The sequence below is a fragment of the Mesorhizobium sp. P2_F8 genome (assembly GCF_056403655.1).
In genome coordinates this window covers 35,430-60,161 of the sequence record NZ_JBFUFB010000021.1, presented here as the reverse complement: position 1 = coordinate 60,161, position 24,732 = coordinate 35,430, and the positions used below count along the sequence as shown (strand labels likewise).

Annotated in this window: 36 protein-coding genes and 1 pseudogene; 17 read left to right on the top strand and 20 right to left on the bottom strand. The window is 58.4% G+C overall.

Annotated elements, in window-relative coordinates:
• Nucleotides 1–136: 136 nt before the first annotated feature.
• Complete coding sequence (locus tag AC1DZP_RS32085) at nucleotides 137–436, top strand: DUF1236 domain-containing protein (RefSeq protein ID WP_477307929.1); 300 nt, start codon at nucleotides 137–139, stop codon at nucleotides 434–436.
• Nucleotides 437–952: 516 nt separating this feature from the next.
• Here AC1DZP_RS32085 and AC1DZP_RS32080 read toward each other — a convergent pair.
• The 7 genes from AC1DZP_RS32080 to AC1DZP_RS32050 form a co-directional block, all read right to left on the bottom strand.
• A complete protein-coding gene (locus AC1DZP_RS32080) occupies nucleotides 953–1,228 on the bottom strand; it encodes a DUF768 domain-containing protein (RefSeq protein WP_457155097.1) in 276 nt (91 codons plus the stop codon).
• A gap of 7 nt (nucleotides 1,229–1,235) precedes the next feature.
• Nucleotides 1,236–1,703: a hypothetical protein gene (locus AC1DZP_RS32075; RefSeq protein WP_477307927.1), complete on the bottom strand. Its 468-nt coding sequence runs from the start codon at nucleotides 1,701–1,703 to the stop codon at nucleotides 1,236–1,238.
• 173 nt (nucleotides 1,704–1,876) lie between these two features.
• A complete protein-coding gene (locus AC1DZP_RS32070; RefSeq protein WP_477307925.1) occupies nucleotides 1,877–2,071 on the bottom strand; it encodes a hypothetical protein in 195 nt (64 codons plus the stop codon).
• 303 nt (nucleotides 2,072–2,374) lie between these two features.
• Nucleotides 2,375–2,653: a DUF6894 family protein gene (locus AC1DZP_RS32065; RefSeq protein ID WP_477307923.1), complete on the bottom strand. Its 279-nt coding sequence runs from the start codon at nucleotides 2,651–2,653 to the stop codon at nucleotides 2,375–2,377.
• Between the two features lie 71 nt (nucleotides 2,654–2,724).
• Nucleotides 2,725–2,973, bottom strand: coding sequence for a hypothetical protein (locus AC1DZP_RS32060; RefSeq protein ID WP_477307921.1), 249 nt, complete (start codon nucleotides 2,971–2,973; stop codon nucleotides 2,725–2,727).
• A gap of 8 nt (nucleotides 2,974–2,981) precedes the next feature.
• Nucleotides 2,982–3,191 carry a hypothetical protein gene (locus AC1DZP_RS32055; RefSeq protein WP_457155150.1) on the bottom strand — a complete coding sequence of 70 codons (210 nt, stop codon included), beginning with the start codon at nucleotides 3,189–3,191 and terminating at the stop codon, nucleotides 2,982–2,984.
• Nucleotides 3,192–3,194: 3 nt separating this feature from the next.
• Entirely contained in the window at nucleotides 3,195–4,076 is an 882-nt protein-coding gene (locus AC1DZP_RS32050; RefSeq protein WP_477307919.1) for an ATP-dependent DNA ligase, read from the bottom strand.
• 338 nt (nucleotides 4,077–4,414) lie between these two features.
• On the opposite strand from AC1DZP_RS32050, the gene AC1DZP_RS32045 reads away from it, so the two are divergent.
• The 3 genes from AC1DZP_RS32045 to AC1DZP_RS32035 all read left to right on the top strand — a co-directional run bounded on the left by AC1DZP_RS32045 (nucleotide 4,415) and on the right by AC1DZP_RS32035 (nucleotide 5,658).
• Nucleotides 4,415–4,681, top strand: coding sequence for a hypothetical protein (locus AC1DZP_RS32045; protein ID WP_477307917.1), 267 nt, complete (start codon nucleotides 4,415–4,417; stop codon nucleotides 4,679–4,681).
• An 86-nt stretch (nucleotides 4,682–4,767) separates the two neighbouring features.
• On the top strand, nucleotides 4,768–5,022 hold the full coding sequence (locus AC1DZP_RS32040) for a hypothetical protein (RefSeq protein ID WP_477307915.1): 255 nt from the start codon (nucleotides 4,768–4,770) through the stop codon (nucleotides 5,020–5,022).
• 483 nt (nucleotides 5,023–5,505) lie between these two features.
• On the top strand, nucleotides 5,506–5,658 hold the full coding sequence (locus AC1DZP_RS32035; protein ID WP_477307913.1) for a hypothetical protein: 153 nt from the start codon (nucleotides 5,506–5,508) through the stop codon (nucleotides 5,656–5,658).
• A gap of 114 nt (nucleotides 5,659–5,772) precedes the next feature.
• Here AC1DZP_RS32035 and AC1DZP_RS32030 read toward each other — a convergent pair whose 3' ends face one another.
• Together AC1DZP_RS32030 and AC1DZP_RS32025 are read right to left on the bottom strand one after the other, a co-directional pair.
• On the bottom strand, nucleotides 5,773–6,114 hold the full coding sequence (locus AC1DZP_RS32030) for a hypothetical protein (protein WP_477307911.1): 342 nt from the start codon (nucleotides 6,112–6,114) through the stop codon (nucleotides 5,773–5,775).
• 397 nt (nucleotides 6,115–6,511) lie between these two features.
• Nucleotides 6,512–6,790: a hypothetical protein gene (locus AC1DZP_RS32025; protein WP_477307909.1), complete on the bottom strand. Its 279-nt coding sequence runs from the start codon at nucleotides 6,788–6,790 to the stop codon at nucleotides 6,512–6,514.
• 327 nt (nucleotides 6,791–7,117) lie between these two features.
• On the opposite strand from AC1DZP_RS32025, the gene AC1DZP_RS32020 reads away from it, so the two are divergent.
• Entirely contained in the window at nucleotides 7,118–8,479 is a 1,362-nt protein-coding gene (locus AC1DZP_RS32020) for a glycosyl hydrolase (protein ID WP_477307907.1), read from the top strand.
• Between the two features lie 47 nt (nucleotides 8,480–8,526).
• Here AC1DZP_RS32020 and AC1DZP_RS32015 read toward each other — a convergent pair whose 3' ends face one another.
• Complete coding sequence (locus AC1DZP_RS32015; RefSeq protein ID WP_477307905.1) at nucleotides 8,527–8,763, bottom strand: hypothetical protein; 237 nt, start codon at nucleotides 8,761–8,763, stop codon at nucleotides 8,527–8,529.
• Nucleotides 8,764–9,007: 244 nt separating this feature from the next.
• Here AC1DZP_RS32015 and AC1DZP_RS32010 point away from each other — a divergent pair, with 244 nt between their 5' ends.
• Complete coding sequence (locus tag AC1DZP_RS32010; RefSeq protein WP_457155642.1) at nucleotides 9,008–9,289, top strand: DEAD/DEAH box helicase family protein; 282 nt, start codon at nucleotides 9,008–9,010, stop codon at nucleotides 9,287–9,289.
• A gap of 24 nt (nucleotides 9,290–9,313) precedes the next feature.
• Here the strand turns inward: AC1DZP_RS32010 and AC1DZP_RS32005 are convergent, their stop codons facing one another.
• Entirely contained in the window at nucleotides 9,314–9,697 is a 384-nt protein-coding gene (locus tag AC1DZP_RS32005; RefSeq protein WP_477307903.1) for a hypothetical protein, read from the bottom strand.
• A gap of 155 nt (nucleotides 9,698–9,852) precedes the next feature.
• On the opposite strand from AC1DZP_RS32005, the gene AC1DZP_RS32000 reads away from it, so the two are divergent.
• Nucleotides 9,853–11,640, top strand: a complete 1,788-nt coding sequence (locus tag AC1DZP_RS32000; RefSeq protein WP_477307902.1) for a PAS domain S-box protein — start codon at nucleotides 9,853–9,855, stop codon at nucleotides 11,638–11,640.
• Nucleotides 11,641–12,741: 1,101 nt separating this feature from the next.
• Here the strand turns inward: AC1DZP_RS32000 and AC1DZP_RS31995 are convergent.
• On the bottom strand, nucleotides 12,742–13,494 hold the full coding sequence (locus AC1DZP_RS31995; protein WP_477307900.1) for an outer membrane protein: 753 nt from the start codon (nucleotides 13,492–13,494) through the stop codon (nucleotides 12,742–12,744).
• 661 nt (nucleotides 13,495–14,155) lie between these two features.
• Here AC1DZP_RS31995 and AC1DZP_RS31990 point away from each other — a divergent pair.
• Nucleotides 14,156–14,566, top strand: a complete 411-nt coding sequence (locus AC1DZP_RS31990) for a hypothetical protein (protein ID WP_457155560.1) — start codon at nucleotides 14,156–14,158, stop codon at nucleotides 14,564–14,566.
• A gap of 73 nt (nucleotides 14,567–14,639) precedes the next feature.
• Here AC1DZP_RS31990 and AC1DZP_RS31985 read toward each other — a convergent pair whose 3' ends face one another.
• Nucleotides 14,640–14,765 carry a hypothetical protein gene (locus tag AC1DZP_RS31985; protein ID WP_477290793.1) on the bottom strand — a complete coding sequence of 42 codons (126 nt, stop codon included), beginning with the start codon at nucleotides 14,763–14,765 and terminating at the stop codon, nucleotides 14,640–14,642.
• A 793-nt stretch (nucleotides 14,766–15,558) separates the two neighbouring features.
• Here AC1DZP_RS31985 and AC1DZP_RS31980 point away from each other — a divergent pair.
• Nucleotides 15,559–15,792 (top strand): hypothetical protein, encoded by a 234-nt coding sequence (locus tag AC1DZP_RS31980; protein ID WP_457155850.1) that lies wholly within the window; start codon nucleotides 15,559–15,561, stop codon nucleotides 15,790–15,792.
• Nucleotides 15,793–16,010: 218 nt separating this feature from the next.
• Nucleotides 16,011–16,199 (top strand): hypothetical protein, encoded by a 189-nt coding sequence (locus tag AC1DZP_RS31975; protein ID WP_477307897.1) that lies wholly within the window; start codon nucleotides 16,011–16,013, stop codon nucleotides 16,197–16,199.
• 2 nt (nucleotides 16,200–16,201) lie between these two features.
• Here the strand turns inward: AC1DZP_RS31975 and AC1DZP_RS31970 are convergent, their stop codons facing one another.
• A complete protein-coding gene (locus AC1DZP_RS31970) occupies nucleotides 16,202–16,375 on the bottom strand; it encodes a hypothetical protein (protein WP_457155556.1) in 174 nt (57 codons plus the stop codon).
• Nucleotides 16,376–16,542: 167 nt separating this feature from the next.
• Between AC1DZP_RS31970 and AC1DZP_RS31965 the strand changes: the two genes are divergently transcribed.
• Both AC1DZP_RS31965 and AC1DZP_RS31960 read left to right on the top strand, forming a co-directional pair.
• Nucleotides 16,543–16,740: a hypothetical protein gene (locus AC1DZP_RS31965; RefSeq protein ID WP_477307895.1), complete on the top strand. Its 198-nt coding sequence runs from the start codon at nucleotides 16,543–16,545 to the stop codon at nucleotides 16,738–16,740.
• A gap of 231 nt (nucleotides 16,741–16,971) precedes the next feature.
• Nucleotides 16,972–17,727, top strand: coding sequence for a Crp/Fnr family transcriptional regulator (locus AC1DZP_RS31960; RefSeq protein WP_477307893.1), 756 nt, complete (start codon nucleotides 16,972–16,974; stop codon nucleotides 17,725–17,727).
• A 300-nt stretch (nucleotides 17,728–18,027) separates the two neighbouring features.
• On the opposite strand, the pseudogene AC1DZP_RS31955 reads toward AC1DZP_RS31960, so the two are convergent.
• Nucleotides 18,028–18,156: pseudogene (locus AC1DZP_RS31955) on the bottom strand (transposase); the annotation flags it as partial.
• Nucleotides 18,157–18,504: 348 nt separating this feature from the next.
• Here AC1DZP_RS31955 and AC1DZP_RS31950 point away from each other — a divergent pair.
• The 3 genes from AC1DZP_RS31950 to AC1DZP_RS31940 all read left to right on the top strand — a co-directional run bounded on the left by AC1DZP_RS31950 (nucleotide 18,505) and on the right by AC1DZP_RS31940 (nucleotide 19,551).
• Nucleotides 18,505–18,804, top strand: coding sequence for a DUF1236 domain-containing protein (locus AC1DZP_RS31950; RefSeq protein WP_477307891.1), 300 nt, complete (start codon nucleotides 18,505–18,507; stop codon nucleotides 18,802–18,804).
• Nucleotides 18,805–19,191: 387 nt separating this feature from the next.
• The gene (locus AC1DZP_RS31945) at nucleotides 19,192–19,323 is read left to right on the top strand and encodes a hypothetical protein (protein WP_477307889.1); all 132 of its coding nucleotides are present in this window, start codon (nucleotides 19,192–19,194) and stop codon (nucleotides 19,321–19,323) included.
• A 63-nt stretch (nucleotides 19,324–19,386) separates the two neighbouring features.
• Nucleotides 19,387–19,551, top strand: a complete 165-nt coding sequence (locus tag AC1DZP_RS31940) for a hypothetical protein (RefSeq protein ID WP_477290773.1) — start codon at nucleotides 19,387–19,389, stop codon at nucleotides 19,549–19,551.
• A 39-nt stretch (nucleotides 19,552–19,590) separates the two neighbouring features.
• Here AC1DZP_RS31940 and AC1DZP_RS31935 read toward each other — a convergent pair whose 3' ends face one another.
• From AC1DZP_RS31935 to AC1DZP_RS31920, 4 genes are all read right to left on the bottom strand, one after another.
• Nucleotides 19,591–20,001 (bottom strand): DUF427 domain-containing protein, encoded by a 411-nt coding sequence (locus AC1DZP_RS31935; RefSeq protein WP_477307887.1) that lies wholly within the window; start codon nucleotides 19,999–20,001, stop codon nucleotides 19,591–19,593.
• Between the two features lie 706 nt (nucleotides 20,002–20,707).
• A complete protein-coding gene (locus tag AC1DZP_RS31930; protein WP_477307885.1) occupies nucleotides 20,708–21,151 on the bottom strand; it encodes a hypothetical protein in 444 nt (147 codons plus the stop codon).
• A 120-nt stretch (nucleotides 21,152–21,271) separates the two neighbouring features.
• A complete protein-coding gene (locus AC1DZP_RS31925) occupies nucleotides 21,272–21,454 on the bottom strand; it encodes a DUF2231 domain-containing protein (protein ID WP_457155672.1) in 183 nt (60 codons plus the stop codon).
• A 266-nt stretch (nucleotides 21,455–21,720) separates the two neighbouring features.
• On the bottom strand, nucleotides 21,721–22,203 hold the full coding sequence (locus AC1DZP_RS31920; RefSeq protein WP_477307883.1) for an alpha-ketoglutarate-dependent dioxygenase AlkB: 483 nt from the start codon (nucleotides 22,201–22,203) through the stop codon (nucleotides 21,721–21,723).
• 298 nt (nucleotides 22,204–22,501) lie between these two features.
• Here AC1DZP_RS31920 and AC1DZP_RS31915 point away from each other — a divergent pair, with 298 nt between their 5' ends.
• Entirely contained in the window at nucleotides 22,502–22,702 is a 201-nt protein-coding gene (locus AC1DZP_RS31915; protein WP_457155817.1) for a KTSC domain-containing protein, read from the top strand.
• 267 nt (nucleotides 22,703–22,969) lie between these two features.
• On the opposite strand, the gene AC1DZP_RS31910 is transcribed toward AC1DZP_RS31915, so the two are convergent.
• The gene (locus tag AC1DZP_RS31910; protein ID WP_477307881.1) at nucleotides 22,970–23,947 is read right to left on the bottom strand and encodes an SDR family oxidoreductase; all 978 of its coding nucleotides are present in this window, start codon (nucleotides 23,945–23,947) and stop codon (nucleotides 22,970–22,972) included.
• Between the two features lie 465 nt (nucleotides 23,948–24,412).
• Between AC1DZP_RS31910 and AC1DZP_RS31905 the strand changes: the two genes are divergently transcribed.
• Nucleotides 24,413–24,568, top strand: coding sequence for a Ku protein (locus tag AC1DZP_RS31905; RefSeq protein ID WP_477307879.1), 156 nt, complete (start codon nucleotides 24,413–24,415; stop codon nucleotides 24,566–24,568).
• Nucleotides 24,569–24,732: the final 164 nt, after the last annotated feature.

Here is a 24,732-nt window from a genome sequence, read left to right as displayed (position 1 = left end):
GTAAGACCAATGCGGTTTTCGATCAGGCTTTGGTCCGATGTCCCGTGGGACCGAAGCCCTGCCGGGGGAACGTCGGCACCTCCTCGAAGTTTGGTTGCTGGCGCGGAGTTCTGCGTCGATTTCATAGGAGGAAAACATGAGAATGCACCTTACCGGGGCCGCTGCGGCGTTTCTGCTCCTTGCAGGTATCGGCGCGGCCGCTGCCGAGGACGTCATCATCGCGCCTGAGCAAGATACGGTCATCCGTGAATATGTGAAGAAGCAGCCCCTGGCTTCGGTGAAGCTTCCCGGCGTAGAACTCAATATCGGCTCATCGCTGCCAGATACCGTCGAGCTTCACGAAGTTCCCAACGTTAAATACCGCTATGTCGTGATCGACAACCGGACGGTTCTTGTCGATCCTAGCACCCACAAGATCGTCAAGGTCTACGACTGAACCCAGCCGCCCCAGCCCGCCGCGGCCCCGATGGCGGCGAGCCGTCCCAACAAACAGATCCCACAGCGCAAAACCCGCCACCTCCGGGAGAGGTGACGGGCCTATTAGATACCAACCTAGGAACTATGAATGCTTCGAAAAGTGACGCGGTTCACAAGAGATTGAGGAGCCGACCGGTAAACGTGACGCGCCGGGGCTGCCCCACCTAGATCGTGAGCGTAAGAGGGCACGCCCTCCGGCTCCCAGGCGAGGATGGCCGGTGCGGTTGGGATGCCATTGGGCGACCACACCGGCCACCTGCGGGGATGGGTTCAAGTCCCGCCTAACTTACATATTGCTATATTAGCAATCACGCAATTAAGCCTATCGGTGTACTCCAAGCCTTAGCGGCCATGGGTCCAACGCGCGCCGACCATGGCATCGAGGAATTCGATGTCTTCAACGCAGCGATTTCTAAAGGTCGAGTGATGCCCGAGGGGATAATGACACCTTCGCCGCGGGCGCGCGCACGGAACGTCATTCTTTGAGTTGATGCAATTGTCGATCCCCTACAGACGCGGGCCACCAAGCGTCACCAGCCAAGCCGGCGTCGTGACGGATGATCGCGTCTAATATCGCTTCGTAGGCGCTGCCAATGTCTTCCTCGAGCTCGACGCTGCCGATGCCGATCGCCCTGGCGTCCGCGAACATCTTCTGGGTCAGCTCGGCGACCGAGATGACGTCCGCCTCGGCGGTGGCGCGGACGTTGTTGGAAATCCACTTGTGAAGGAAATTGGTGCTTCGTGCGCTCATAATTGCCTTAGCAACCTTCCGCTTTTAGGGTTCGCACCATCTGAACAATAACCGGGTCATACGGAATTTTTTCCGACCTGCTGTAATTTATGGTGAAGAGCGCGGCACGGTCGTTGCAGACCGCAATTGCGCGGACATATCGGATCTGGCCGTCCTTGATGCCCGAGTAACTCGCCCCCCTCGGGGTGACACGCCGATAGGTCAGCTCCCACCCAGCCGTTTCGTCCTCGACCATGCCATGCTCGATCTCGGCGCGAAAACTGGCCTTGCCGAGTCTGGCGCCCCACACTGCAAGGAACGCATCGTTTTCGCCCCGAAAAGCCGCGCCTTGGTCGGAACGCTGTGTTAGCACAAAACCCGGGGGAACATCGAATGTGAACCCAAGCTTCCTGACACCGAACGGCTGCCACGCTTGAGCCTGAAGAAGCGAGCTGCAAAATAGGACCGGAACGATGCTCAGCAGAAAGCGGACCATAGGGATTGATTTAGCGTTGCGTTCATGTAGGCCACAACCTTGCTCGCCGGCTTAGGTTCCGGGCTCAGAACGAAACAACGAGCTCGCAAATTCGGCACTGACGGGTTGCATGAACTCAAAGCCCACCGCAGGTGTGGTCGGCCCCCAAGCACCCCAACAGCACCGCCATTTCCCTATCGATTTCCTTCGTCAGGATCGGTCGCGTTTTCGTGGCGGCGGTTAGTTTCGGCGACCTTTTGAATGAACAGCCTTGCGTGTTGGCCCCAATCGGAAACTTTGACGTTGTGTTCGCGGACAGACTTCTTAAAAGCCTCGCGTCCAGCATCGAGGTCGAAAAGCGAAAGACGTTGGCTGTCCTCACTGGCCATAGGACGCCTGGCATAACCTACATTTTGATCGAGCCAAACTCCTGGAGCAGTAAAGCAGCGACGTGGCAAACGTGACGACTACGGCCCATACGCCGAAGCCTTCTCATGGCCGGCCCTCCCTCTTTTTATGGCCGACACAATGCGAAGGCGGGCGTTAGGTTCCACAGCCCGCGTCTTGGTTATTTCCGTACAAATTTTGCGATTCTCTTCGGCTTCGGCGTGATCGTCTCGATCCGGACTATGTCGCCGATTTCTTTGGCCAGATCGAAGCCGTCGCGGTGTTGCATCGCGTCGGGTGGGCAGCTAGACGTGCCGATCCGGACTTGGGGTTGCCCCACCTGAAGAGCGGTTTTCTTTCACGACGTCAAAGTTCAAGGCGACGTGCAAAACCACATCCCCGCCCTCGTTACGAACCTTTACTGATATTTTGTGATGGTCGCCATCGGGCAAGCTTTCCTTCACCATGTCGACCAACGCGGAAATCGCCTCCCTTTTTACAGAATCGAAATCCGGGCAGTCGATGCCCTGATCGTCGTGAAAGACCGAACCATTGTCGTCGACGTCAAAATAGTGGATCGCCATCAGCCTGCCTTCGCTACTCAACAGTGAAGGAGCCCACGCGGTCGCGTGTGCTCCTCCAGCGAAAAGTCCGATTAAGGGGGTTCGGTTCCGCCATCCGGATCGGCAACGGCAGCCTCAGCGAATTCGACCTCCATTTGGTCGCTGATGGACTTGGGCTTGCCAGCGCCGGGGATCGGCACGCCGTCATAGCCCTTCAGCCATGCATCGGCGAATTCGTTCCAGTAGTCAGGCACGGCGCGTTCCTTGGCGTCCTTGCGCGCCTGGGCGCCATACATCCAGGCGTAGGTGATGCGCTCCTGGTCCTTCTTAGCCACCGCCATTTTGCCACCTACCTTCCCAACGGCTGCTTGGAGAGCGAGACCAGCTCATCTTCATCCGTGATGCCGGCCATAAAGTTCGCGATAATGCGGGAGGCGATTGCCTCGCGAGCGTCTGGCGACTGATTGTCTAGCTTCAATTGTTCAAAAACCCGCCCAAGCAAGGCTAGCTCGGATTCGTCGAAGATGCCGGCGTCAGTTGCCTTTCGTCGAATCGGCATGACCTACCTCCTGAAATCCTGCACCGAGGCGTGACGTAGCTTCGGCTCACCGCGCAGATGCCGGACGCGGGCGGTGATGCCAGGCTTCACCCAGTCGACGTCGTCATCGGCCATCGCGGTGGGGACACCACCACCAGGTTGCTCGGCACGATCGCGCTCGATGCGCTGCCAGAGCCGGTCCTTGATSGCRCGCGTGGTGGCGATGACGGCCTTGCCGACATATTTGCCGTCCTTGGCGAACAGCCCCTCGGTCTGCTTGCCGGCCTCCCGCTTTACGCCGATCAGGTCGAGGTCGTCGACATCCCAGCATTTCGTTTTGACCCACGCATCGGATTCGCCGCTGCGATAGGGGCTGCCGCAGCGCTTCGACACCATGCCTTCGAGCCCCATCTTGTCGACGGCGGCCAAGAACGCGGCGCCGTCGCCCTCGACGTGCTGGCTGTACTGGATGATGCCGTCGGCTGGCTTCACCAGATCCCACAGGATCGCCTTGCGCTCGATCGCCGGCAAGCCCCGCAGATCCTCCCCATCCTTGTGCAGAATGTCGAAGGCGACGAAGGCGAGTAGTTCGGCGTTCCAGGCCATGCGCGAATGCATCTGGTGGAAGTTGGGCCGGCCGTCGAGATCGGGCGCGATCATCTCGCCGTCGATGATGAACGACTTCGCCGGCAGTTTTTCCGCTGCGCCGATCACTGGCCAATAGCGTTTCGACCAGTCGATGCCGGTCCTGGTGAAGGCGCGCGCCCCAGCCCAATCGAGGATCAGCTGGGTGCGGAAGCCGTCATACTTGATCTCGTGCAGCCAGTCGTCGCTCACAAGGGCCTTGAGCACCAGTCGTGGTTCCTGGGGCTTGATGAACTTCAACCGCTCACGGTCGCTCCGCATACTCACACGCTCCCCACTCGGCATTAAATAAGCTTTAGCTAAAATGGTTCCGGAACCTTTACCGAGGTCGGTGGTTCCAGCAACCATGACAAAGCTGAGCGAACTGGGCCCGCCCATTCCCGGCCAAACGAACCGCAGGACGAGCGGGAGAATTTTTACCCCTGTCCAACCTGCGGCTTCGTTCTGCCGGCCGAGTATGGCGGGGCAGCTGCTGATAGGCTTATCGCGGGAGGAGGCCGATGGTTTTGCGGCAAGGGGCGAACAATGAAATCCTGCAGTGGAGGCCTGGTTCAAGGTCCAGGGTGTCATTGAGGGTTGTTTGAACCGATGGGAAAGCAATGCTGGCGACTGTAGGGGCGGTATGGGCAGCCAGGAGCAGTAGCGCCGAAATTTTTGGCGTGGTCGACGCGACCAATAATGCCGAAACCAGAATCAACGATGTCAGTTTGGGAATGGCCATCCAGTTCGTGGCTAATGCCACCGTGCTGGGTTACGATGTTCGTTCGGCGATGGTCTTCTATGGCGAACCGGGAACACCAAGCCTGAGGGCAAAAGACTGCGAGCAGTTGTGGACGCAATACGGTGCTGCGCTGCTTCAGCCCTAGCTAGGGCGCCGTCAGGCTGGGCCGTTTGCATAGAAGGAACGGGTCGCCAATCGCGGCGTTAGGCCTCCAGCCGATGGAGGTATGTCATGGACGACGATATGCGCCTCAAATTGAAGGAACTTAGCACCAGCATGCAGGCCAGGGCGGCAGAGCTCGCATTGCCGGGCGGCAAGGCCGATATTTCCGCGCTAATGTCGGGCATTGCAATGACCGTTGAAGCGCTTCTGGTTATTGCCGAAGAAATCAAGACGCCACGATCCGGACCGGCGGTTGAGCCTGCAGCTTCCATAACTGGAGCGGCGACTGACGCTGGATTTGCCCGTCGATTCTGCCCGGCCTGAAAACRCTTCGTAACGCCACACTGTCGAGGCCTGTTCGAACAAGATGAAAAAGCCTTCAGACCTTGGACCACCCGGCAAGCTGCATGGCGCGCCGCTGACGGATGAACGGGACCATTTCTATAATTGTCCCATCTGCGGCCAGAAGGTCGACATGCGTGATTTGCGGCAAGTCATCTGGCATGAAGAGCCGGGGCATAAACCGCTGGGCCCAAGGCTGGTCTCAGCCTGACTAATAAAAGCCCGCCACGGAGGACGCCGTGACAGGCCCACTGGTTGAGGGGACGAAGCAGGATCCCTTTCTTGCGCACAAAAAAAGCCTGCAGCCTTGGGTAAAAGGTGACGGGCTGCTCGGAAGACGCCAGCAGAGGGACGTTAGCTGGCTCAGTAACTTTCTTCCGAAAAGTGCATGCTTTCGGCGGTTGTTTATATGGAACAAATACCGGTGTTGCGCGTAGTGGGTGCGCACACTGGGGACATTAACAAATGCATGTCGGGGCGGTTCTTGTCGTTGAGGATGAGCCCCTAATCCTGCTCGATCTCGAATCGGCATTGGAGGAAGCTGGCTTTGAAGTGGCGTCGGCCCGAGATGCCGCCGAAGCTATAACGGCTTTCGATGCATCTCCTGACAAATTTTAGGGCCTCATTACAGATATCCGCCTAGGGGCAGGCCAGTCCGGTTGGGAGGTGGCTAGGCATCTGCGGCAAGCCAACTCCATTCCCCGTGATCTACATCAGCGGCGATAGCGGCATTCATTGGGGCGCTGAGGGCGTGCCTAATAGCGTGATGATCACGAAGCGGTTGGTTTTGTCCAGATCATCACGGCTCTTTCCCGTTGCTGAACGAGCAACCGACCATCGACGCAAATAACTCCGCATACGTTGGTCGTAAGAGCCCGCCACCGGGAAACGATGGCGGGAAGTTGTGTGGGTGCTCGGCGAGTGACGGCCGAGCAGGGTCAGAACTCCACTTTTTGCAATAGGTTCCCTGCCTGAAAGTGCGAAACACCCATGGTTGCGTTCGCGCTCGATCGCTGGCAGCGCCCGGAGGTCATGGCCGTCGAGATACATGATGTCGAAGGCGACGAAGGCCACGCCAGCTTTCCCTCCACCCAGTCTTCATCGCCCGGGCCGCGGCAGCTCGACTATGCGCGCGAACGGCCGCGAGAAGCTTGCCCAGCGAAAGATAGCGTTGATCGTCGGGGCGTGAGAACCATTCCGATGAAACGCGCCGATCCGATGGCCGCGCGAAATATCGACCTTATATCCCGGCAGGTGGCTGTAGGTGGGCGCTTGGGTAGCTAAGGCTGACACCCCATTCCCGATGGAGGTCGGGGGCAGCAGGTCGGGACGATGTCTGCAAGTAGTTGGTGGAGCACTCGGAGGATAGGCAAAAGCCTGCAGCGACCCTCGTTTTCACCGCCCTGTTTAAAAGCATGGCGTTGCCCGTATTAGAGAAAAACCCGCCATCCGTGAGGCTGCAGTCCGTTCGCTAGCCGTTCTTGAAGACAATGTGGGCAACGGCGCCTTTGTCCGCTTTGATCGCAGCATGGCAAGCCTTATCCTTGGGAGTCGCTGTTCCGTGTTTGGCGTGAGCCAACCGAATGTAGTCAAGCGCCCCTCGGGCCGTGTCGCTTCGTCCGTTGAACACATATTCCTCTGATGATGTTTTGATCGTAATACTCTCGTACAGCTTGTTCAGCGGCGGACCTGGATCATTCCGAATGCTCCCGTCGTGCCGGAGAAAAACCCTCATCTCGTTCGCGCTCATGAAACCCGCCCGTGCCCACCCAATGGCCATCATTAAAACGGATCGCGGCACAGCGCGACAAATGAAAAGCCCGCCATCTCGTGGCAGTGGGCCAATTCCGCCAGTTGCCGGATTTAGCGTCAAACCTGAAACCGGGGAACGGTCCAACGATGGTCAACAACGGTTCGGGATGGCGGAGCTTGCGAAGCATCTCGGGCCTTGGGCGTGCCCCTCGCCGTCGTCGAGTTCATCGCCGAGAATAGCGGCGGCGCCGGGGTACGCCTACGGAAGACCCGCCAGGTGTTGCCGAGGGAATGCGATGCGCCGAGAAGGGTGGAGTTCCAGGCAATGACGATCATCCCTTCCAAAATGCTTCGCTTCCTCGTCGGCGCATGGGTGGCGCTGGCTGTTGTGTCCATATCACCTCGCCATTCATTTGCTGCGCCCAAAACCGCGGTTGCGACGAACGTCTTTCTCAATAGTATCGGCGTCGTTACCACATTCCCCGATCGCGGCCAGCCGTTGGCTAGGACCATCGAGATGGTCCGCTATTGCGGCTTTCGATGGGTAAGGGCGGGAATAGAAGGTCTGCCCACAACCATCCAAACCTTTCTGGATCTACATCGCGAAACCGGCGTGCGTGTGAGTTGGGGATTGGTCAGTGGCGGGACTGATGTGAAGAAGTTGGTCGAAACAGGGAAGGTGCTTGCTGAAGCTGGCGCGCTACTCGCGTTCGAGGGTGACAACGAGCCGAACAACTGGGGTGTCACCTATCAGGGCGAGAAAGGCGGCGGTAGGGAGCCTTCGTGGATGGCCGTCGCAAAACTTCAGCGCGATCTTTACCAGGCTGTCAAAAGTGATCCGGTACTTGCGAAGTATCCTGTCTGGGCGATCTCGGAACCTGGCGCACAGCGAGACGACGTCGGCCTTCAGTTCCTTACGATCCCGCCCAGCGCCCAAACCAAGATGCCGGACGGCACGACGTATGCCGACTACGCCAATGTGCACAACTACATCTATCACTCACATTCGCCGTATCCGGCGGACAACAAGACGTGGCACGCTGCCGATCCAACCGCCGCATCCAAAGTGGACGGGCTATTCGGCAACTTCGGCGTCACGTGGGCGAGAGGGTTTCGGGGTTACACCCAAGAGCAACTCAATACGCTACCGCGTGTCACGATCGAGACCGGGACCACGATCGGAGGTCCGGTCACGGAGCAAATGCACGGCTTGAATTTGATGAGCTTGTACCTCGCGCAGTTTAAGCGCGGCTACGCCTTTACATCGGTCTATCTGCTGCGGGACCGTACCGACGAAGACGGCAACCAATCTTTCGGCTTCTACAAGGCTGATTATTCACGCCGCTTGGCCGCGATCTACCTTCACAACCTTACGACGATTTTGGCGGACAAAGGTACCCTCGCCAAACCCAGCCAACTCGACTTTACAATCCCAGACCAACCCGAGACCGTTCACGATCTGCTGCTGCAGCACAGCGACGGCACGTTCCAACTTATCGTCTGGGGCGAACGGTTGAGCGGTCAAGATCGCGTGACGGTCCATTTTGGCGAGACGCGCGTGTCGGTAAGAACCTACGATCCAACAATTGGCGTCGAGTCTGTCCAAACATTGAGCAACGTGCGTTCGGTCGAAATTTCGCTCAGTGACCATCCAATTGTCATCGCGCTTTCACCCAGCATGCAATGATGAGTCCTTGGTGGTCAGCACGGTCCGCCAGTGCGGTGCGAACACGCTCACACGTCAAGGATTGTCTCATAGACGCTGCCGGTGTCTTCCTCGATCTCCGTGCTTGAGATGCCTATCGACTTGGCGTCGGCGAACAGCTTCTGCGTGAGCTCGGCAACTGAAATGATATCTGCCCCCGCCGTTTCTGGAACGTTGGCGCCTATCCATTTGTACAAAAGTCGGTGCCGCGCGGGCTCATCCACCAAGAACGTAAGGCTAACCATCGCCACCGCGAGCGGCTGCAACAGCAGCTACACCGGCACCACAACCAGGTTGGCGCTACGCCTTCGGCGCGGCCGGCGGCCTCTTACGCCTGGCTTCCGAAGCCTACCGCATCCGGCTTGCCCATCTGTTCGATCCGTACCTGGCCGTGAGCGCTTCGCAGATCGAAGTGCTTCCGCACCAGATCACGGCCGTCTATGGCGAGATGCTCCCGCGCCAGCCGCTCCGTTTCCTGCTCGCCGACGATCCGGCGCCGGCAAGACGATCATGACCGGGCTGCTGATCAAGGAGCTTCTGATCCGCGGCGATCTGGAGCGCTGTCTGATTGTCGCGCCCGGCGGCCTCGTCGAACAATGGCAAGAGGAAATGGCCGAGAAGTTCGGCCTGCACTTCGATCTTCTTACCCGCGATCAGATCGAAGCATCGGTCACCGGCAATCCCTTCGTCGAGAAGAACCGGCTGATTATGCGCCTGGACATGGCGGCGCGCTTCCGACGAGTTGAAGGTGAAGCTGGAGGCGGCCGGCGATTGGGATCTGATCATCTGTGACGAGGCGCACCGCATGGCCGCTTCCTATTTCGGCGGCGAGGTGAAGGAAACCCGGCGGCACAACCGCATTTCATCGGCGCATTCTTCCGCGAGGCTTTCACGATGCTCGGCGGGCGTATCCGGCGGTCTGATCCGGTGCTTGATCGATACGCCCGCATCACCTTCGAGAAGTCTCTGATCGTCGGTCACCCGAAGGCCGAACTCGTGGCGCCCGGCCACCCGCTTTTGGAAGCGCTGGTCGGACAACGGTGAGCGTGAGGCCGGGATTGAAACACTGGCGCAGTCCATTGCCAGGGAGACTGCGCCCGCGCGCCCGGCATCACAGAGGATCAGGCGCGCGAGCTCATTCGCCTGATCGGCACCGACTGCAATTCCCTGCTCCGTGAAGCGCGGCAGTTGCTCCGCCAACGCCTGAGTTGGGCTTCGCAAAGACCACCCTTAAGCGGGCTCAGCTATCCGGTCACCGGATGGCATGCCGGTCCCGTGCAACGCACTAAAAACGATCTTGGAACGAAATGGCACGAGCTGCGTTGTGGACGCTTAAGCTAGATTGGGGGACCGGGATGGACGAGCTGCGGCAGGCAAATGTTGTCGCCTTCAAGAACCCAGAAATGCCCGCCAATGACAGCCTGAATTTTGATTATCAGGATTTTTTCGAGAATGGCGCCGTCGCGCTTCACCTGGTGAGCGCTGATGGCATCATTCTGCAAGCCAACAAGGCGGAGCTCGACCTCCTCGGTTATCCTGCCCAAGACTATGTCGGCCGCCATATCGCAGACTTCTATCCCGACCGGCACGTCATAGAGGACATTCTGGCACGCCTCACCAGGGGAGAGCGCATCCCGAGATATCCGGCGCGCTTGAGAGCCCGCGACGGATCCATCAAGCATGTCGAAATCACTTCGAGCGGGCATTTCCGCGACGGCAAGCTGATCAACACGAGATGCTTTATGGTCGATGTGACCGACCTTGAGCGGACCCGTACGGACCTCAGGCAGCAGGACAATACTTATCACCAAATCCTCGACGGCCTTCCGGTCGCCATCTATACGACTGACCAGGACGGCACCATTACCTATTACAATCGCGCTGCTGCCGATCTGGCAGGACGGGAGCCCGCCATCGGCAAGGACAAATGGTGTGTGACGTTCAAGCTGTTCACGGCCGACGGCAAGGAACTGCCGCATGACGAGTGCCCGATGGCGATTGCGCTCAAGGAAAACCGGCCGGTCCGCAATCAGGAGGCCGTGGCGCAACGTCCGGACGGATCCTTCTTTCCGTTCCTACCCTACCCCACGCCGTTGCAGGATGAGCACGGCAACCTCATCGGTGCAGTCAATATGCTGCTCGACCTGACGGACCGCCAGCGTGCTGAAGAAGCCAGGCAGCACTTGTCGGCGATCGTGGAATCCTCGTTCGATGCAATCGTCAGCAAGGATCTCAACACCATCATCAAGAGCTGGAACCATGGCGCCGAGCGCCTGTTCGGCTATACCGCCGACGAAGCGATTGGTCAGTCGGTGACCATGCTGATCCCGGATAACCACCAGGACGAAGAACCCCGAATTCTCGAACGCATTCGCCGTGGCGAACGCGTCGAACCGTTCGAAACGACCCGCCAGCGCAAGGATGGCAGCCTGGTTCCGGTTTCGCTGACGATATCGCCCGTGCGTAACGCAACTGGGCAGATCGTCGGCGCATCGAAGATTGCGCGGGACATCACGTTGGCGAGGGAAAACGAGCACCGCATCCGCATGCTGATGCGCGAGGTCAACCACCGGGTGAAAAACCAGTACTCGGTCATTCTGTCGATGATCCGGGAGACCAACAAGCGATCGGAGACGCCCAAGCAATTTGAATCCCAGGTCCGCGAGCGCATCATGGCGCTGTCGCGATCCCACGACCTGCTGGTGTCGGCCGACTGGAAGGGCGCCACCATCAATGAACTCTTGGCGGCCCAGGCCCAGCCTTTCCCACGGGGTGACGTTATCGAGATGTCAGGCCCATCCTTGGTCCTTAGTCCCAATGCGGTGCAGTATCTCGGGATCGCCTTCCATGAACTGGCGACCAACTCGGCCAAATACGGAGTGCTCTCGGGAGACGAGGGCCGGATTTCGGTCACGTGGGGCATCAACGGTTCCGGTGCTTCGAGGCTCTTTCACCTTACCTGGGCCGAAACCGATGGGCCGGAAGTCCAGGATATCGGACAGGGCGGCTTTGGAACCGTCGTATTGAAGCGGGTGGCGCCAGCGGCGGTTGGAGGGCAGGGAAATCTTGACCACGGCCCGGATGGGGTCACCTGGAGCTTGGAAGCCCCGTTGGCCGCCGTGGAGGCGTCCGTCGCAAGTTAGGGGCTAGAGGTCAGCGTTTCCGACTTCTGACGCCTTTGCATGATCTGCAGCCCTTGTCGGGCGGTCAACAGTCAATTCGGTTGATACGACCTCTATCGAGGCGGAAAACCCCGGTGTTGCCGACTTGCTTTTCAAAACGGTCAGCAGGTCTGGCTGGCCCAGAGACCTTCTTTGAGCGGATGATGCTGCAGCCTTCTGCCTTCTGCCTTCAGCCTGGCAGTTTGTGTTTCAAGGGCGGTCGACACCGTACCCGGATTGTCTTGGACGGTACCGGAAACCGATTGAGCCCCGGTCCGAAGCGCCTGGACCGTACGGCCCGCCCGATCGGCAGCGCTGTCATACCAGGCTGTTCGGCTTCATTTTGATCATCGGCCATCTTCAGACTCCTTGATTGTGAATGCCCAACGGGAGCGGCTGCGTAAGGTTCCTATCAGTGGAAAAACCCCGCCACCGTCGGGCAGCGCGCTGGCTGTCCGGTGCCAATTGCGGCGTCAATTGTTTCTGCGTATCGGCAAGGTCCACGCGACATGGGCGCAACGTCGGGAGGGGTTGCAATGCAAGGGTTTGCCGCGAAACTCGTTATTCGCGCGAAGGAAAAAGCACACGCCCAAGCTGAGGACGGAGAAACACTAAATCGCGGAAGCCTGCAAAAGTCTGGCTGAGTTGTCCGAGCATCTCAAGGGGTCAGATATGGCGGCCGAGCGCCTAAAAAAGTTACAAGCCGAAGTATGGAAGCGATTACTCCTGCCCAATCTGCTGGCTTGAACGCGGCGCTATCACTTGGCTCCTTTCCGTGGAGGAGCCAGACCATGCTTATCGTTGCAAGATCTGCGGCTTCAAAGAAACCCACGATCGGCAATGAAAAAGCCCGCTGCCAGGGAAAGCAGCGGGCGCTAGTTCGGGAGGAGGTCGGGCAGCCCCACTTTGCCCGCAAAAAGACGGTACGCCTCGCTTAGCTGGACAATAAGCTCGCGCCGGTTGAAGCTCTGCATATTCAAGCTGCGTGACTTTTCTGCCACAAGATAAGAAAGCCCGAGACCATCGGCAACGGGCTTGGAGCATCCGCGAAGGACGCAATTTTGACGACAGGGCGCCGGGTTATCAGAACCTGTAATTCACGCCGACAACCACCTGCTGTACGGTAAGTTTCGTAGAAACGACGTCTGCCTCCCCAACGGTCCCCGGCGCCGCCGAGTAATTCACGTCGTGCTTGCCGAAACCAATGTAGTTATATTCGCCAAAGGCCGACCAGTTCCTGGCGAATTTCCACTCGGCGCCGACACCGACAGTCCAGCCCAGCCGGTCATAGTCAGCGGTTTCCGACAGAAAGGGAAACGGCACCGTGCCGTGGACGGCACTATTCACGCGAGCCCAGGCGCCGCCGGCCTTGACGTAACCCAGCACGGCCGGATCAAAGAGATAACCTGCCCTGCCGGTGAACGTGAAAAGGTCCTTGACCTTGTCTTCCACATCGAAGGTCGGGAAGGCTGTAATGGCGTGGCTGCCCTTGATGTCGCCGAAATCAAACATGCCCTGGACGCCGAACACCCAGCGGTCCATCTGGTAGTCACAGCCGAGTTGGGCTCCACCGATAAAACCGCTGCCGCTGCCGGATCCAAAGTCGGTGTCCGGCAAGACCGTGCCGTCGACCTTGCCCACCTGCGTCTGGTCGACATGGGACCAGCCGCCACCGACATTGCCGCCGACGTAGCAGCCCGTCCAGGACGCCACCGGCGCGTCGGCCATGGGGATCAGAGGGTCGGCTGCCCAAGCGGCTGATGCGCCAAACGCGAACACCGCAAACGACGCAAGGAGCAAGCTTTTCATGTGAACACCCCAGCCCAGTGGACTCATTCGCCTAGCTAATGTAATCCGATTGGTCCACTTTCCATGTCGCAAATGCGCAACAGGCTGCGGAATTGCGTTGCCACAATGCGAAAGCTCCGGTCTTGTTTCCGTTAGAAGCAATATGTCCTCATCGGTGGGCGGCTCCTCAACGGGGCTAACTAACGGCAGGGCTCGCCAACGCTGAAATCCGACACCGTGAGGCAGCGCCCTTGGCGGACTCGCGTCGGGCCTGGCCAGAAGGCACGCCGGATTTTCCAAACCCGCCTGAATGAAAAAGCCCGCCACCGTCAGGCAGCGGGCACGTAGCGCTGGGAGCCGGACGTTAGGGTTTCTTGTTGCCATTTGGATTGGGCGCCGGTGCCTCTCTCACGTCTCGCGGTGGCGGATCGACATGTTCCGGCTCTGGCGATGCATCCTTGTCGGGACGGACAGGCGTCTTCCTCGGATCTGGCTTCAGCGGCGGTTCTTTGGTTTTGTTTGGCATTGCTCTTCCTCCTGTCCTCTGAAACAGGGCCGCCGCTCACTTGTTCCTGGTAGCCCCAGTTAACGGCGCTCCACTCTAAGGCGCGATGGGGGCCTGTGGATGCTCTTTCGTTTTGATTGCATTGCTTTTTTAGGGAACCTTAATATCCCCCCGTTGAAATCGGCATTACGGGGAGGAAGTGTCATGCCTAAGGTTTCGGATCTCTTCTTTAAGACGGCAGTCGTGTGGCTCATCCTGGGGATTGGCGCCGGCTTGCAGATGGCGATTTCGGGCGACCACAGTGCCTTTCCGGCGCATGCGCACATCAATCTTCTCGGATGGGTTACAAGTGCAATCTTCGGCGGTTACTACGCCCTTAACCCGGCAAAGGCCGAGCGGAAAATCGCGATGATCCACTACGGCTTATATAACGTCGGGCTTATGATCATGCTTCCCGCTTTGTATCTGATGCTGCATGGAGGCTATACGGCAATCGAACCGGTCGTTGCCGTCGGCTCGCTGATCGTGGCTGCAGCGGTGCTGCTTTTCGCCTTCGTGGTTTTCTCCAGCGCAAGCGTACGCTCGGCGTCTGCACTCTCGCCAGCCACACGCTGAATTGGCGAAACCCGAACGAAAAAAAGCCCGCCACCGTGAGCCAGCGGCCTGGGATGCGCAAGTTTGCGCAGGCTCAGTTGCGGTCGGGCTGTCCGCCGTTCGCCCTGATTGCTTCAAGTGCCGCAATCCCAGCCTTGAGCTTCGCCAGTCCTTCGCTCAGCAAAGCTCCAATGTTGGCGACGATGTCTTCGACGGCCATGAGGCTCGCCTAAGAGCGAAGGCGCGTTTGGCCGTTATCCAACACCGGGCATTGATTGAACGCGTCGCGGCGGCTCCGGCGGAGTACGGCAGGTTATCCGGCGATCAGGTTGACGCTCTCAAGTCGTCAAGCACGCCCTTGCGCGGGGCGAGGCTTGCGTACGCGACGCCTCTTCCGCCTGTCCGGTAGGGTTGAGCGTATCGGCTTGGAGATCACGCTCTGATCGAGAAGGGCGAAACGATAGACCCTCGATGGAACAGGTCGGTAGAGCGCGCGCGAAAGTGCGTCCGCAGTCCGCTGGCCAAGTTCAAGCATGACGTTGTCGTATGTGTCGGAAACTTGGCAATTGGGGCAAGATAGGAGGTCGGACCCTTGCGGCTCACTGACGCTGCCAACGGGCACCCTGCATGAATTGCAGACAATCTTAGGAGCGTTTTCGATCATCTAGAGAGACGTCTAGCTGTTTTGATCTACGATGCAATTACGGTGCCAAGCTTAATTGATCCGTTGCGGGACATCTAAAGCCGCTTCACCACGCGCTCTCCCCTGGCCAGCTAAAGCCCGCGCTTTTGCGGGGAGAGCGAGGCGAACAAATCTTTCACGGTGAAAGATTTCCAAAACAGAGCCCGCCGCTCCATTCACGGCAGCGGCGGGTCGCCCCCAGGGAGGTCGATGAAATTGGGGACTTGCCGGGTGTTGGTTTGTCCGACAGTACGTCTGCCGGTGCAATTGCGGTGCCAGACGGGATTGACCCATTACGGGACAAATCGGCCTCTAGCAGCCTCACCAGCGCGTGGTCACCCTGCACATCCTCACGGCCAACAATCCCTATTCGATCATCGATCCAAAGGCGAAGCCGGGTGACAGGATGAGATTCAAGGGTGAAGTGATCTATGTCGACGAGGATCTTGGCCGTGTCACCGTGCAGGTGCTTGGCCGCGTCACGGTCGAAGCTAGTACGGTGGAACTGGTCAGGAAGTACCGGCCGCCGACCCGCAGGAAGCCGCTGCGCGACATAGTCGACTAAGCGAGAACAGCGTACAGTTCGCCAGCCGGCACCCTCTCGTTTGCCGGTCAGGCCCAGTGGTCAAACCCAGCCCCCCGCCCTTGGCTGCTGGGCCGCTAGCACGCCCTCGGGCTTTGGTCGAAAATGTACAATCGAATCCTATTGAAAGCGGCTTTGAACGCATTGTTAAATCCCCAAGTTACCATTCTGTTTCCTTCCCTTGGATGGGAGGTGGCACCATGGATAAGCCAGGTGATCAGGTATCGTCTTTCGACTGCGATATCATTCGCAGTGCCTTCATAAGATACGTCATCGAAGCGAACATTCCTGAAGACCAATGGCGGGCCGAGGCCGCGCGTTTGATCGCCGACTATACCGGCACTGATGACATTGATGCCCAGTTGCTGGAATGGATTGTGCGGAAGTAGGTCTAGCCTTGTTGGGCGGACAGAATGCGTGCTTCCCGTACCAGGGACGCCCAATTCAGCCCAAGAATGGCGATAGGCTCGCGGGCCTGATCTTCAGTGATTTTCGCCTCGTCCGCCAAGCGCCGAACGACAAGTTCGACCGGGCTGCTGGGTGGTTCGTCCTTTTCGTCAGCCATAGGACAACTCCCTAAAGGCGTAACGCAACTTACTGTTACTGGTTCCCCCTGCGGAATGACTCGCTAACATGCCGGATAAGGCGCATTGTGCTTTGTCGCTGGCCACTGAACGGGCGCTGGCGCTTGAGAGTGTACATCGTACTCCCGCCCCTGCGGGAACCTATGCGATGGACGACGAGACACACCCACCCAAATTCATTTCGGCTCATGATTTTGAGATCATCCGCAACGCCTTCAAGGCGTCGGTGGCAGGAGGGATGATTGTCGAGCAGCAATGGGTCCAGCACGCGAAAGACTTGATACGCGGACTCACCGGCCATGAAGACCCGGACGAAGGCATTATCTGCCGGATCATTGGGCGCTAGCTAGGCGCTACCCAGCCGTAGAGTAATGGCCGGTGCAGTCGGGGCTTCTTGGCGCATCTGAAATAGCAACCACGCAACTAATCCGATCGGCGGTGACGATCGGTCAGCCAAGCCTGACGGAGTATTTGTCGAGCTCGGCGGCGCTCGCGTGAGGTGTCTGGATTAACGTTTGAACGGGGATGGAGCGCGAACGTCAGTTGTCTGATCCATGGAACGTGCTAAAGATCAGCCATGTCCAGTTTGACAACGCCGCTAATCCGGAAGCTCGAAAGCCTCGGTCGACTTTCATCAGATGAACGCGAGAGCGTCGAAGCTATGCCGCTTATAGGTAAGGCGTTGAGGCCCGGTGAGCAGATTGCGCTGGAAGGGAACGAACCAAGCCACTGCTGCTTGGTGGTTGAAGGGCTCCTGCGGCGATACAGCACTTTGAGCAACGGCACTGTGCAAACACTCTCAATTCACGTCCCCGGCGATATACCTGATCTGCAAGGCCTGCACCTTCGAACCATGGATCACACACTCGCGTCGATCGGTAGAAGCAAGGTTGCCCTCATTGCGCACCGCGACATCCTCGAGGTTCTCCGCAAATCACCTCGCCTGGGAAATCTGTTTTGGCGTGAAAGTTTAGTTGATGCAGCCGTTGCGCGCGCGTGGGTCAAGGTGTTGGGGGGGCATGACGCGTTAGGCAGGTTCGCCCACCTCGCCTGTGAGCTTTATGCGCGCATGGAGGTTATGGGACTGGTAAGAGACAATGGTTATCCCTTGCCACTAACTCAAGTTCAGCTCGGCGAGACTATCGGGGCGAGCGTTGTTCACGTAAATCGTATTTTGAAGAAGTTGCGCGCTGACCGCTTTGTAGAGCACAAAGACGGACGGTTGCTCATTCTGAACTGGGACGGGTTGAGCGAGGCGGCAGACTTCGATCCCGGGTACCTAAATCTGCGAGAGGCGCTCTATTTGGATTTAACGCCAGCGGCTGGTGGTTAGCCGACTCTGTTCATTCATCCCAGAAATCCTGCAGCGAGGCGCCTCGCCACGTAGGTGCTTCACGCGACCGATAATGCCCGGCTTAACCCATTGCGTCGCCAGCCGCTTCATGCCCTCCGGCGGCGGCCCGGCGTGTTCCTGGACACGCTTCCACAGCCGGTCTCGGATGGCGCCGCGCGAGTTGATGAAGGCCGAACCGACATATCGCCCCGTCACACGATCAGCCATCAGCGCGAAGGCCGGCTTGCCTGTGGCGCGACGGACAACAGCTCAAGGGAAAACTCGGAGCGGTCATCGTCAACGGCGCCAACGATAGAGCAGGTTTGGCGCGACGCCACGTCGTCGGGCAACAGACGAAACCGTCTCGCCCGGGAGAAAGCTCTCCTCGATGATCTGAAGCTTCTGTTCGGTCGACCAGCGTCGGCGGCCTCACCGGTGATCAGTTCGATCCGTCGATAATCGTCAGCCATAGCCTGTGCTTGAGGATAGCCTCAAGCCTCCCGCGTTATGCCAACTGTCCGGTCGAAACGGGGGCCAGTTCACCCACTTAAGGCCGTGGCATGAGAACAGCGGTTACCATCGCGGACACGTCGCGGGCGGATCTCCAGATCATCCTTCGTCGCTGCCTTGATGCTCAGAAACGTCGCGCAATGCGGTTTTCGATCAGGCTTTGGTCCGATGTCCCGTGGGACCGAAGCCCTGCCGGGGGAACGTCTGCACCTCCTCGAAGTTTGGTTGCTGGCGCGGAGTTCTGCGTCGATTTCATAGGAGGAAAACATGAGAATGCACCTTACCGGCGCCGCTGCGGCGTTTCTGCTCCTTGCAGGTATCGGCGCGGCCGCTGCCGAGGACGTCATCATCGCGCCTGAGCAGGATACGGTCATCCGCGAATATGTGAAGAAGCAGCCTCTGGCATCGGTGAAGCTTCCCGGCGTGGAACTCAATATCGGCTCATCGCTGCCAGATACCGTCGAGCTTCACGAAGTTCCCAACGTTAAATACCGCTATGTCGTGATCGACAAGCGGACGGTTCTAGTCGATCCTGGCACTCGCAAGATCGTCAAGGTCTACGACTGACTTTACGGCTGAAGCCCGTCGCCCATGTGGCGGCGGGCTGTCGAAATCACATTCTCAACAGCCAATTTCCCCCCAGAAGCCGCAGGACCAGCGATGGATAGGACGGCGGAAGGCGCCAGCCCGAAACTAAGTTGAAGTGACCGAAGCGATGGGCGAGTGGTTCGTCCGCGTGGTCGAAGACCAACAAGAGCTAACCCGATCATTCGAGCTGGAAGCTTACGCCCTAGCCTATGCGGAAGGCCAGCGAATTCGCCTGGGGCTGCCGATTTCACACGACTGTAGCTCATTCAAGATGCAGCAAAACCGAACAACAGGCCGTTCAACAGGTAAAAAAGCCCGCCACCTCCGGGAGAGGTGACGGGCCTCTTAGAGACCAGCGAGGGGACTATGCTGGCGATCGATAACGTAAAAAAGCCGACCGAGTTTCCTGAAATATCTGACGGTACGAAATTGTACAAACCTGTGCTGCAGGACCGTGACCGCGGGCGTTCCATTAAAGCAAAAAGCCCGCCGCCGTGAGGCAGCGTAGCTTAGGGAACCACTGATGGGGTTGGCATCCGGTTGCCAACTGTTGGCCGTGACATGGCCGAGCTCGTGCCCGAACTGGTAGGCGAGCTTGGACCAGTCGCGCTCGAGGTCGAGTGTCTCGACAGCGTCGACGACGCGGCGGCAATGCTCGATGTAAGGCCGTCCGGTCTTATCGCGTTGTGCTGCGTGAACTTCCTCCGCAATCTTGGCACCCGGTAGAAAACGCTCATCGCGCTGTCGCTGCCTTGCCAGAGCTAACTATTCAATGACGTGTGGGGTATGCCGCTTGTCCTCGGCAGGTTCGACATCGATACGGGCCTTTTCCGGATCGAAAGTGCCGTGACGCGCGATCGCCCGAGCGGCGGAATCCGGTGTTTCATATGCCCACATGAAGTCGTCTGAAGAACTGCCGACGGCGTGGACGCGCCAGTAACTCGCGGTACCTTTGAGCGGGCTCTGTCTAATTGTGTTGGTCTTCTCGAAAAGATCGAAATAGATGTCCTCGAAAGGGACATAGAATACCGGCTCCTGCCCGTCTTCCCGCAACACCTTTGCCCGTTCGGTGGCAGCAACTATGGCATCTGAAAATCGTACCGTCACCGTGCCAGCAAACGGTTCTATGGCGAGTCCACCAGGACGATGTTCCGAAATTGCACTCGAACGTTGCATCGAAGTCTCCTTGTTTACCGATTAATCTGCTCGACGGCGGTTCGGTCCGCCACGCATGGAGAGGAAATGCGCGTCGATCCATCAGGTTCCGGCTTGTACGATGAAGCGGGGTGACGCTCGGGGGATTTAAAGGGGTGAACGACCGCCGGGACATAATGCCCGGGCGTATGGAGTGGCGAACTGCGCTGATGGTTGTTTTTGTGCCGACTTTCCTCGTGACACCTCGACACCAGCAGATTTATGAAATTCTACCTATCTAGCTGGACCCCGCCCGTTCCCGTCGCCTGGTCCGCAACGCCTGATCATCCACATTGCACCTGCTTCGGGACCAAGGTCACGCCCATGAGGGAATGCCCAAAAGACATCGACGCCGATGTCGTGATCGAAATCAGCAGGCTGCTGGACGACAGCCCGCTTTTCGTCCCGGTCCAGGTTCATGAGCTTGCTTCCAAGGTGAGAAAGAAGGGTCAAGACCGGTTTGCCGGACCTTTCGATCGAGGAACTCATCGTGGAGATGGCCTCTGTACGTCAGCTGGCCATGGCCTTTGATCTGCCTGGGTCGGAGAATGTCGTGCAGATCCCGAAACGCCGTCCGCGCCGCTAGCATTGCTTTCTGAGATAGAGTTCGCCGAGGCACTGGCGGACTKCAGATCGATCTGGCCCCTTCTCCATCACCCGGGTTCATGCCGACAAAAAGCGAACACCATTACCCTGCGGCGGAGTGCCTACGAAAGGCATCAGCAACGCCAAGGCGTTGAGTGAGGCGGCGATGGCGTGCGAATATTCCTAACTGGCGCCGGAGCAGCTCCCAGTTTTCGGGCAGAACGGTCCAATTTCGGGTCGCCTGATTGATCGGATAGGTCAATGTCCAGAGGGCAAATTGCGTGGTGCCGATACTAAGAAAAGCGACAACGACCAAGCCGGAAGATTCGCCTAGGCGTCTCACCCTGTTTCCAGCCGACGACTGACGCAACATGCATCGATGGAACCAATACTGGGCCGGCTCCGGCAATGTCGGGTTCGCTCCGACCTGGTCGCCAGGATCCGGCTCGTCGTCGCTGCATGCGGGCAGCGCGACAAGCGATCCGCGCAAAAGACCGAGGCCTGCCGCCCGCCGGATACACCTGTTGAAAAACAGCCGGGCAATCATTCGACCACCTCCACTCGAGCACGGCTGGATCTCCATCCTGTCAGGCTTGCGAAAAGCAGGACGATCACGGCCACAACGGATCGGTGAGGCCCCGGCACGACCGAAGTCCAAGCGTCCCGGCTATGCACCAGCGCATAAAAACGACAACACAAGCACGACAAGGCTGTCCAGAAGATACGGCCACACAGGCCTGCCAGCACGGGAAAGTCGTCTTGTAAACAGATCCATAAGCGCGGCAATCACTGCAAAAGCGCCGACGACCCAGCCGGCAAAAAGCAGCCAGGCCGAAAAGTCGGCCCACATTATTTCCGCGGTTCGCTAGTAGGTGACGTCGGTGAGCAGCGTGCCGATGAAACAAGCATTGGCGATCGCCATCGGCGTCTAATGAAGCGGGGGCTTGGCCAGCACCAACATTGTTTGCGAACTGACCATCGACTCTCCACCGCTGCAAGCTGGATGCACCCTCCAAACCAACATGAGGTTGAGAGGTTCCCGGGAGGGTCCGCGTTCAAGAACTCGTGATGGCATTAGCAGTGGGAGACCTGGTGTCTGATGTTTGCGGAGCGTAGTCATGCCTTTTTAGAGCGAAGTGTTCGCAAGGTGATCGAATAGCGTTGCTCGGCAAGGGGCGGGATGCTGTGCTCCCACTCCGTGCGCGAAGGACCGGTCATGAGATAGGCTGATCTTGGCTCGACGACGATCGTTTGGCGGTCCCATCCGCTTCCGGCCTTTCGCCGGAGTCGAAAGCTGCAGGGCGCCAGCAGTGAAACACCTGCTACATCTTCAAAATGAGATTTGTCACGATGCCAGCCGATACCAGCGCCCGGCCGATACTCATTGATCAGCACCTGTGCAAAGGCTTCGGGAGGCTGGCTCGCAAAGGCAGCGACCTTTTCGCGCAGGGGCTGCAGAAAATCAGGGATTGGAGGTGCCTCGACGACTTCACGTCTGTCATAGTCGTAGCGCAGGCCAAAACCGACGACTAGCCGGTTTGCCAGATGGCCATGGAAATCAAAAAGGTTGGAAAGGCAGGCCTTCGAGATGCCTGACAAGTCTCTTCTGACGAAGTGATCAATTCGGGCTGTTAGGCGAAGCCTTCTGGCAGAGCGTTATTGGCACCGAAGAGATCGTGCTGGAGCGCGAGGGGAAGACCGATTGTTTTCGATTTGAGCGGCGACATCGTATCTAGATTGTCAAGGTAAGATCGCTAGGCAATATGTGAGCAGCAGGTCAAGTGCGGCGACGGCCCGAGTTCCGAAACGGTTCGGGTAGCGGCGGTTGGGAGGAAAAGCGGTTAGCGGAACTCGACGATCGTTGCGGGGTTTATCGGGTGACCGATTGGACACCAAGATGCCTTCGACCGTGATCCGCAATGTTAAGTACGACCCCGCAACCGGAATCCTTTCGGTTTGGTTCGTGCCAAGCGGCACACGCTATGACTATGAGGACGTTGCCCCCGAAACCTATGCCGCTTTCAGGAAAGCCTTCTCGAAAGGCCGCTTCTTCAGGGAATTTATACGGGACCGTCATAAGTATCGCCGCGTGGCATGACCGTCTCGACCACAGCCTCGAATCCTACCGCCGCTACGGCGTTTTGGCAGCCGCCCGGTCGTTCGTACGAATTCGTACCGACGCTCGGCTTGAAACTGTGGTCGAAGTCGTCGAAGCCATCGGCGAATGGTTCGTTCGCGTGGTCGAGGACGGTCGCGAGGAGAGGCGGTCGTTCGAACTGGAATCCTCGCGCTGGCCTTTTCGGAAGGGCAGCGACTTCGCCTTAAAGGTCCTCCAGCTGTAGGCAGACGAACGGCGCGCCGTTCCTCAGTAGCCACCAATGATGGGCAGAATCTCTCCGGTGATGTAACTTGAGCATTGCGGTGAGGCCAGAAACACATAGGCCGGTGCGATCTCCTCTGGCTGGGCCGGGCGTTTCATCGGCGTATCGGCGCCGAATTTCGAGACATCGATGGCCTGCTTTTCCGACGGATTGAGTGGCGTCCACACTGGACCTGGCGCGACCGCGTTGACGCGAATGCCCTTCTCTATGAGGTTGCCTGACAGCGCTCTTGTGAAGGCGTGTATCCCGCCCTTTGTCATGGAGTAGTCGATCAGCTCCTTCGAGCCGTTGATACCCGTTGTGGAGCCGGTGTTGACGATGGCTGAACCGCGCTTCATATGCGCCACCGCCTCCTTGGCCATATGGAAATAGCCGTAGAGATTGGTTTTCATTGTGGTGTCGAAATGCTCTTCGGTCAGGTCGGCAAAATCCGTCGAATGCACTTGGAACGCTGCATTGTTGACGAGGACGTCGAGGCCTCCCAGTTGCTTGACCGTATTGGCCACGGCCTTGCGGCAAAAAGCGAGGTCCGCGACATCGCCGCGGAGTGTAATGCAGCGACGGCCTTCACTTTCCACCGCCTGCTTGGTCAAGTCGGCGTCGCCGTCCTCCGATAAATAGACAATTGCCACATCTGCACCCTCGCGCGCGAACAGTACCGCGACCGCGCGACCGATGCCGGAATCGCCGCCGGTGACCAAGGCAACCTTGTTCTCCAGCTTGCCGGAGCCGCGCCAAAACGGTGCATCGTAGAGGGGAGCTGGTTTGATCTCTGCTTCTTGGCCTGGTTTTGGATGATGCTGCTTCGGAAACGGCGGCGCCGGATATTCTCGCGCACCGGCCTGCATCGCGCCGGCCGGTTTCAATTTCGTTTTGGCCCGATCGTCCGCATCCACTTTGCGCTGGATTCGCAGCTGCCTTTGGACGGTTTTGGAGGTGTCGGTATTTGTTCCAGTGGGCATGGCTGTCTCCTCGGTTGCTCGGCACAACGTGCATCAGAGGAAAAAGTTGATCCTTGCCGCGATAAAATGGCTGCTTATGCACCTTATCGGAATAAATGGCTGCAATCACCGCAGCAATCATAGACGATCGGCCTCCGGACGACATTATGGAACCAGCCAGCCAGAGCTGCCCTGAGGAACGATTTTGATGGTTGCGCCACGTGCTGCCTGGAAGGGCTTTCTGAAAGTTCGATCGGTAACTCGCGGGGTGAAGATTGTCGGCGCTACCAACGAAGCCTCGAAGATCCACTTCAAGATTGAACCGCAAGGACGGTCTGCCGGTCAAAAGCATCCATGCCGACGAGAAGACAGGCAAGCCGGTCGAACGGACGACCAGTTCAAGGGTTCCGAAATCGAAAAGGATGTCCAGATCGAACCCGACGACATCAAGGCGCTAAAGCTCACCTCGGATCACACGCTGGGTCGGTGAGTTTGAGCATCAACGAGATCGACACCCGCTATCTCGAAAAACCCTATTACCTCATTCCAACCGACCGCGTGGCTGTTGAGGCCTACGGCGTGATCCGCGATGCGATGAAGAACAAGGGCGTCGCAGCCCGGTCCTGTATCGTGCTCTATTAGCGCGGCCGGGAAGTTGTGATCCAGCCCTATGGCAAAGGGCATGGTGATGACCGAGCTGCGAAACCACAACGAGATGGTTTCCGAAGAGAGTGTCTTCGATGGTTTGACGAAGGCAAAATACGGGTCCTGAACTGCTAGAGATCGCCGGCATGCTCATCGACAAG

Bases quoted from the DNA above. Each gene is read 5' to 3' on its own strand.
- AC1DZP_RS32080 (WP_457155097.1), bottom strand. From the start codon at position 1,228: ATGAGCGCACGAAGCACCAATTTCCTTCACAAGTGGATTTCCAACAAC.
- AC1DZP_RS31935 (WP_477307887.1), bottom strand. From the start codon at position 20,001: ATGCAACGTTCGAGTGCAATTTCGGAACATCGTCCTGGTGGACTCGCC.
- AC1DZP_RS32010 (WP_457155642.1), top strand. From the start codon at position 9,008: ATGACCGGGCTGCTGATCAAGGAGCTTCTGATCCGCGGCGATCTGGAG.
- AC1DZP_RS31960 (WP_477307893.1), top strand. From the start codon at position 16,972: ATGTCCAGTTTGACAACGCCGCTAATCCGGAAGCTCGAAAGCCTCGGT.
- AC1DZP_RS31995 (WP_477307900.1), bottom strand. From the start codon at position 13,494: ATGAGTCCACTGGGCTGGGGTGTTCACATGAAAAGCTTGCTCCTTGCG.
- AC1DZP_RS31945 (WP_477307889.1), top strand. From the start codon at position 19,192: ATGCTGGCGATCGATAACGTAAAAAAGCCGACCGAGTTTCCTGAAATA.
- AC1DZP_RS32070 (WP_477307925.1), bottom strand. From the start codon at position 2,071: ATGGCCAGTGAGGACAGCCAACGTCTTTCGCTTTTCGACCTCGATGCT.
- AC1DZP_RS32035 (WP_477307913.1), top strand. From the start codon at position 5,506: ATGCATGTCGGGGCGGTTCTTGTCGTTGAGGATGAGCCCCTAATCCTG.
- AC1DZP_RS32055 (WP_457155150.1), bottom strand. From the start codon at position 3,191: ATGCCGATTCGACGAAAGGCAACTGACGCCGGCATCTTCGACGAATCC.
- AC1DZP_RS31990 (WP_457155560.1), top strand. From the start codon at position 14,156: ATGCCTAAGGTTTCGGATCTCTTCTTTAAGACGGCAGTCGTGTGGCTC.
- AC1DZP_RS32085 (WP_477307929.1), top strand. From the start codon at position 137: ATGAGAATGCACCTTACCGGGGCCGCTGCGGCGTTTCTGCTCCTTGCA.
- AC1DZP_RS32025 (WP_477307909.1), bottom strand. From the start codon at position 6,790: ATGAGCGCGAACGAGATGAGGGTTTTTCTCCGGCACGACGGGAGCATT.
- AC1DZP_RS32000 (WP_477307902.1), top strand. From the start codon at position 9,853: ATGGACGAGCTGCGGCAGGCAAATGTTGTCGCCTTCAAGAACCCAGAA.
- AC1DZP_RS31925 (WP_457155672.1), bottom strand. From the start codon at position 21,454: ATGTGGGCCGACTTTTCGGCCTGGCTGCTTTTTGCCGGCTGGGTCGTC.
- AC1DZP_RS31970 (WP_457155556.1), bottom strand. From the start codon at position 16,375: ATGGCTGACGAAAAGGACGAACCACCCAGCAGCCCGGTCGAACTTGTC.
- AC1DZP_RS32045 (WP_477307917.1), top strand. From the start codon at position 4,415: ATGCTGGCGACTGTAGGGGCGGTATGGGCAGCCAGGAGCAGTAGCGCC.
- AC1DZP_RS31985 (WP_477290793.1), bottom strand. From the start codon at position 14,765: ATGGCCGTCGAAGACATCGTCGCCAACATTGGAGCTTTGCTGAGCGAA.
- AC1DZP_RS32075 (WP_477307927.1), bottom strand. From the start codon at position 1,703: ATGGTCCGCTTTCTGCTGAGCATCGTTCCGGTCCTATTTTGCAGCTCG.
- AC1DZP_RS31965 (WP_477307895.1), top strand. From the start codon at position 16,543: ATGGACGACGAGACACACCCACCCAAATTCATTTCGGCTCATGATTTT.
- AC1DZP_RS32060 (WP_477307921.1), bottom strand. From the start codon at position 2,973: ATGGCGGTGGCTAAGAAGGACCAGGAGCGCATCACCTACGCCTGGATG.
- AC1DZP_RS31940 (WP_477290773.1), top strand. From the start codon at position 19,387: ATGGCCGAGCTCGTGCCCGAACTGGTAGGCGAGCTTGGACCAGTCGCG.
- AC1DZP_RS31930 (WP_477307885.1), bottom strand. From the start codon at position 21,151: ATGATTGCCCGGCTGTTTTTCAACAGGTGTATCCGGCGGGCGGCAGGC.
- AC1DZP_RS32020 (WP_477307907.1), top strand. From the start codon at position 7,118: ATGACGATCATCCCTTCCAAAATGCTTCGCTTCCTCGTCGGCGCATGG.
- AC1DZP_RS31950 (WP_477307891.1), top strand. From the start codon at position 18,505: ATGAGAATGCACCTTACCGGCGCCGCTGCGGCGTTTCTGCTCCTTGCA.
- AC1DZP_RS31910 (WP_477307881.1), bottom strand. From the start codon at position 23,947: ATGCCCACTGGAACAAATACCGACACCTCCAAAACCGTCCAAAGGCAG.
- AC1DZP_RS31975 (WP_477307897.1), top strand. From the start codon at position 16,011: ATGGATAAGCCAGGTGATCAGGTATCGTCTTTCGACTGCGATATCATT.
- AC1DZP_RS32040 (WP_477307915.1), top strand. From the start codon at position 4,768: ATGGACGACGATATGCGCCTCAAATTGAAGGAACTTAGCACCAGCATG.
- AC1DZP_RS32065 (WP_477307923.1), bottom strand. From the start codon at position 2,653: ATGGCGATCCACTATTTTGACGTCGACGACAATGGTTCGGTCTTTCAC.
- AC1DZP_RS31915 (WP_457155817.1), top strand. From the start codon at position 22,502: ATGCCTTCGACCGTGATCCGCAATGTTAAGTACGACCCCGCAACCGGA.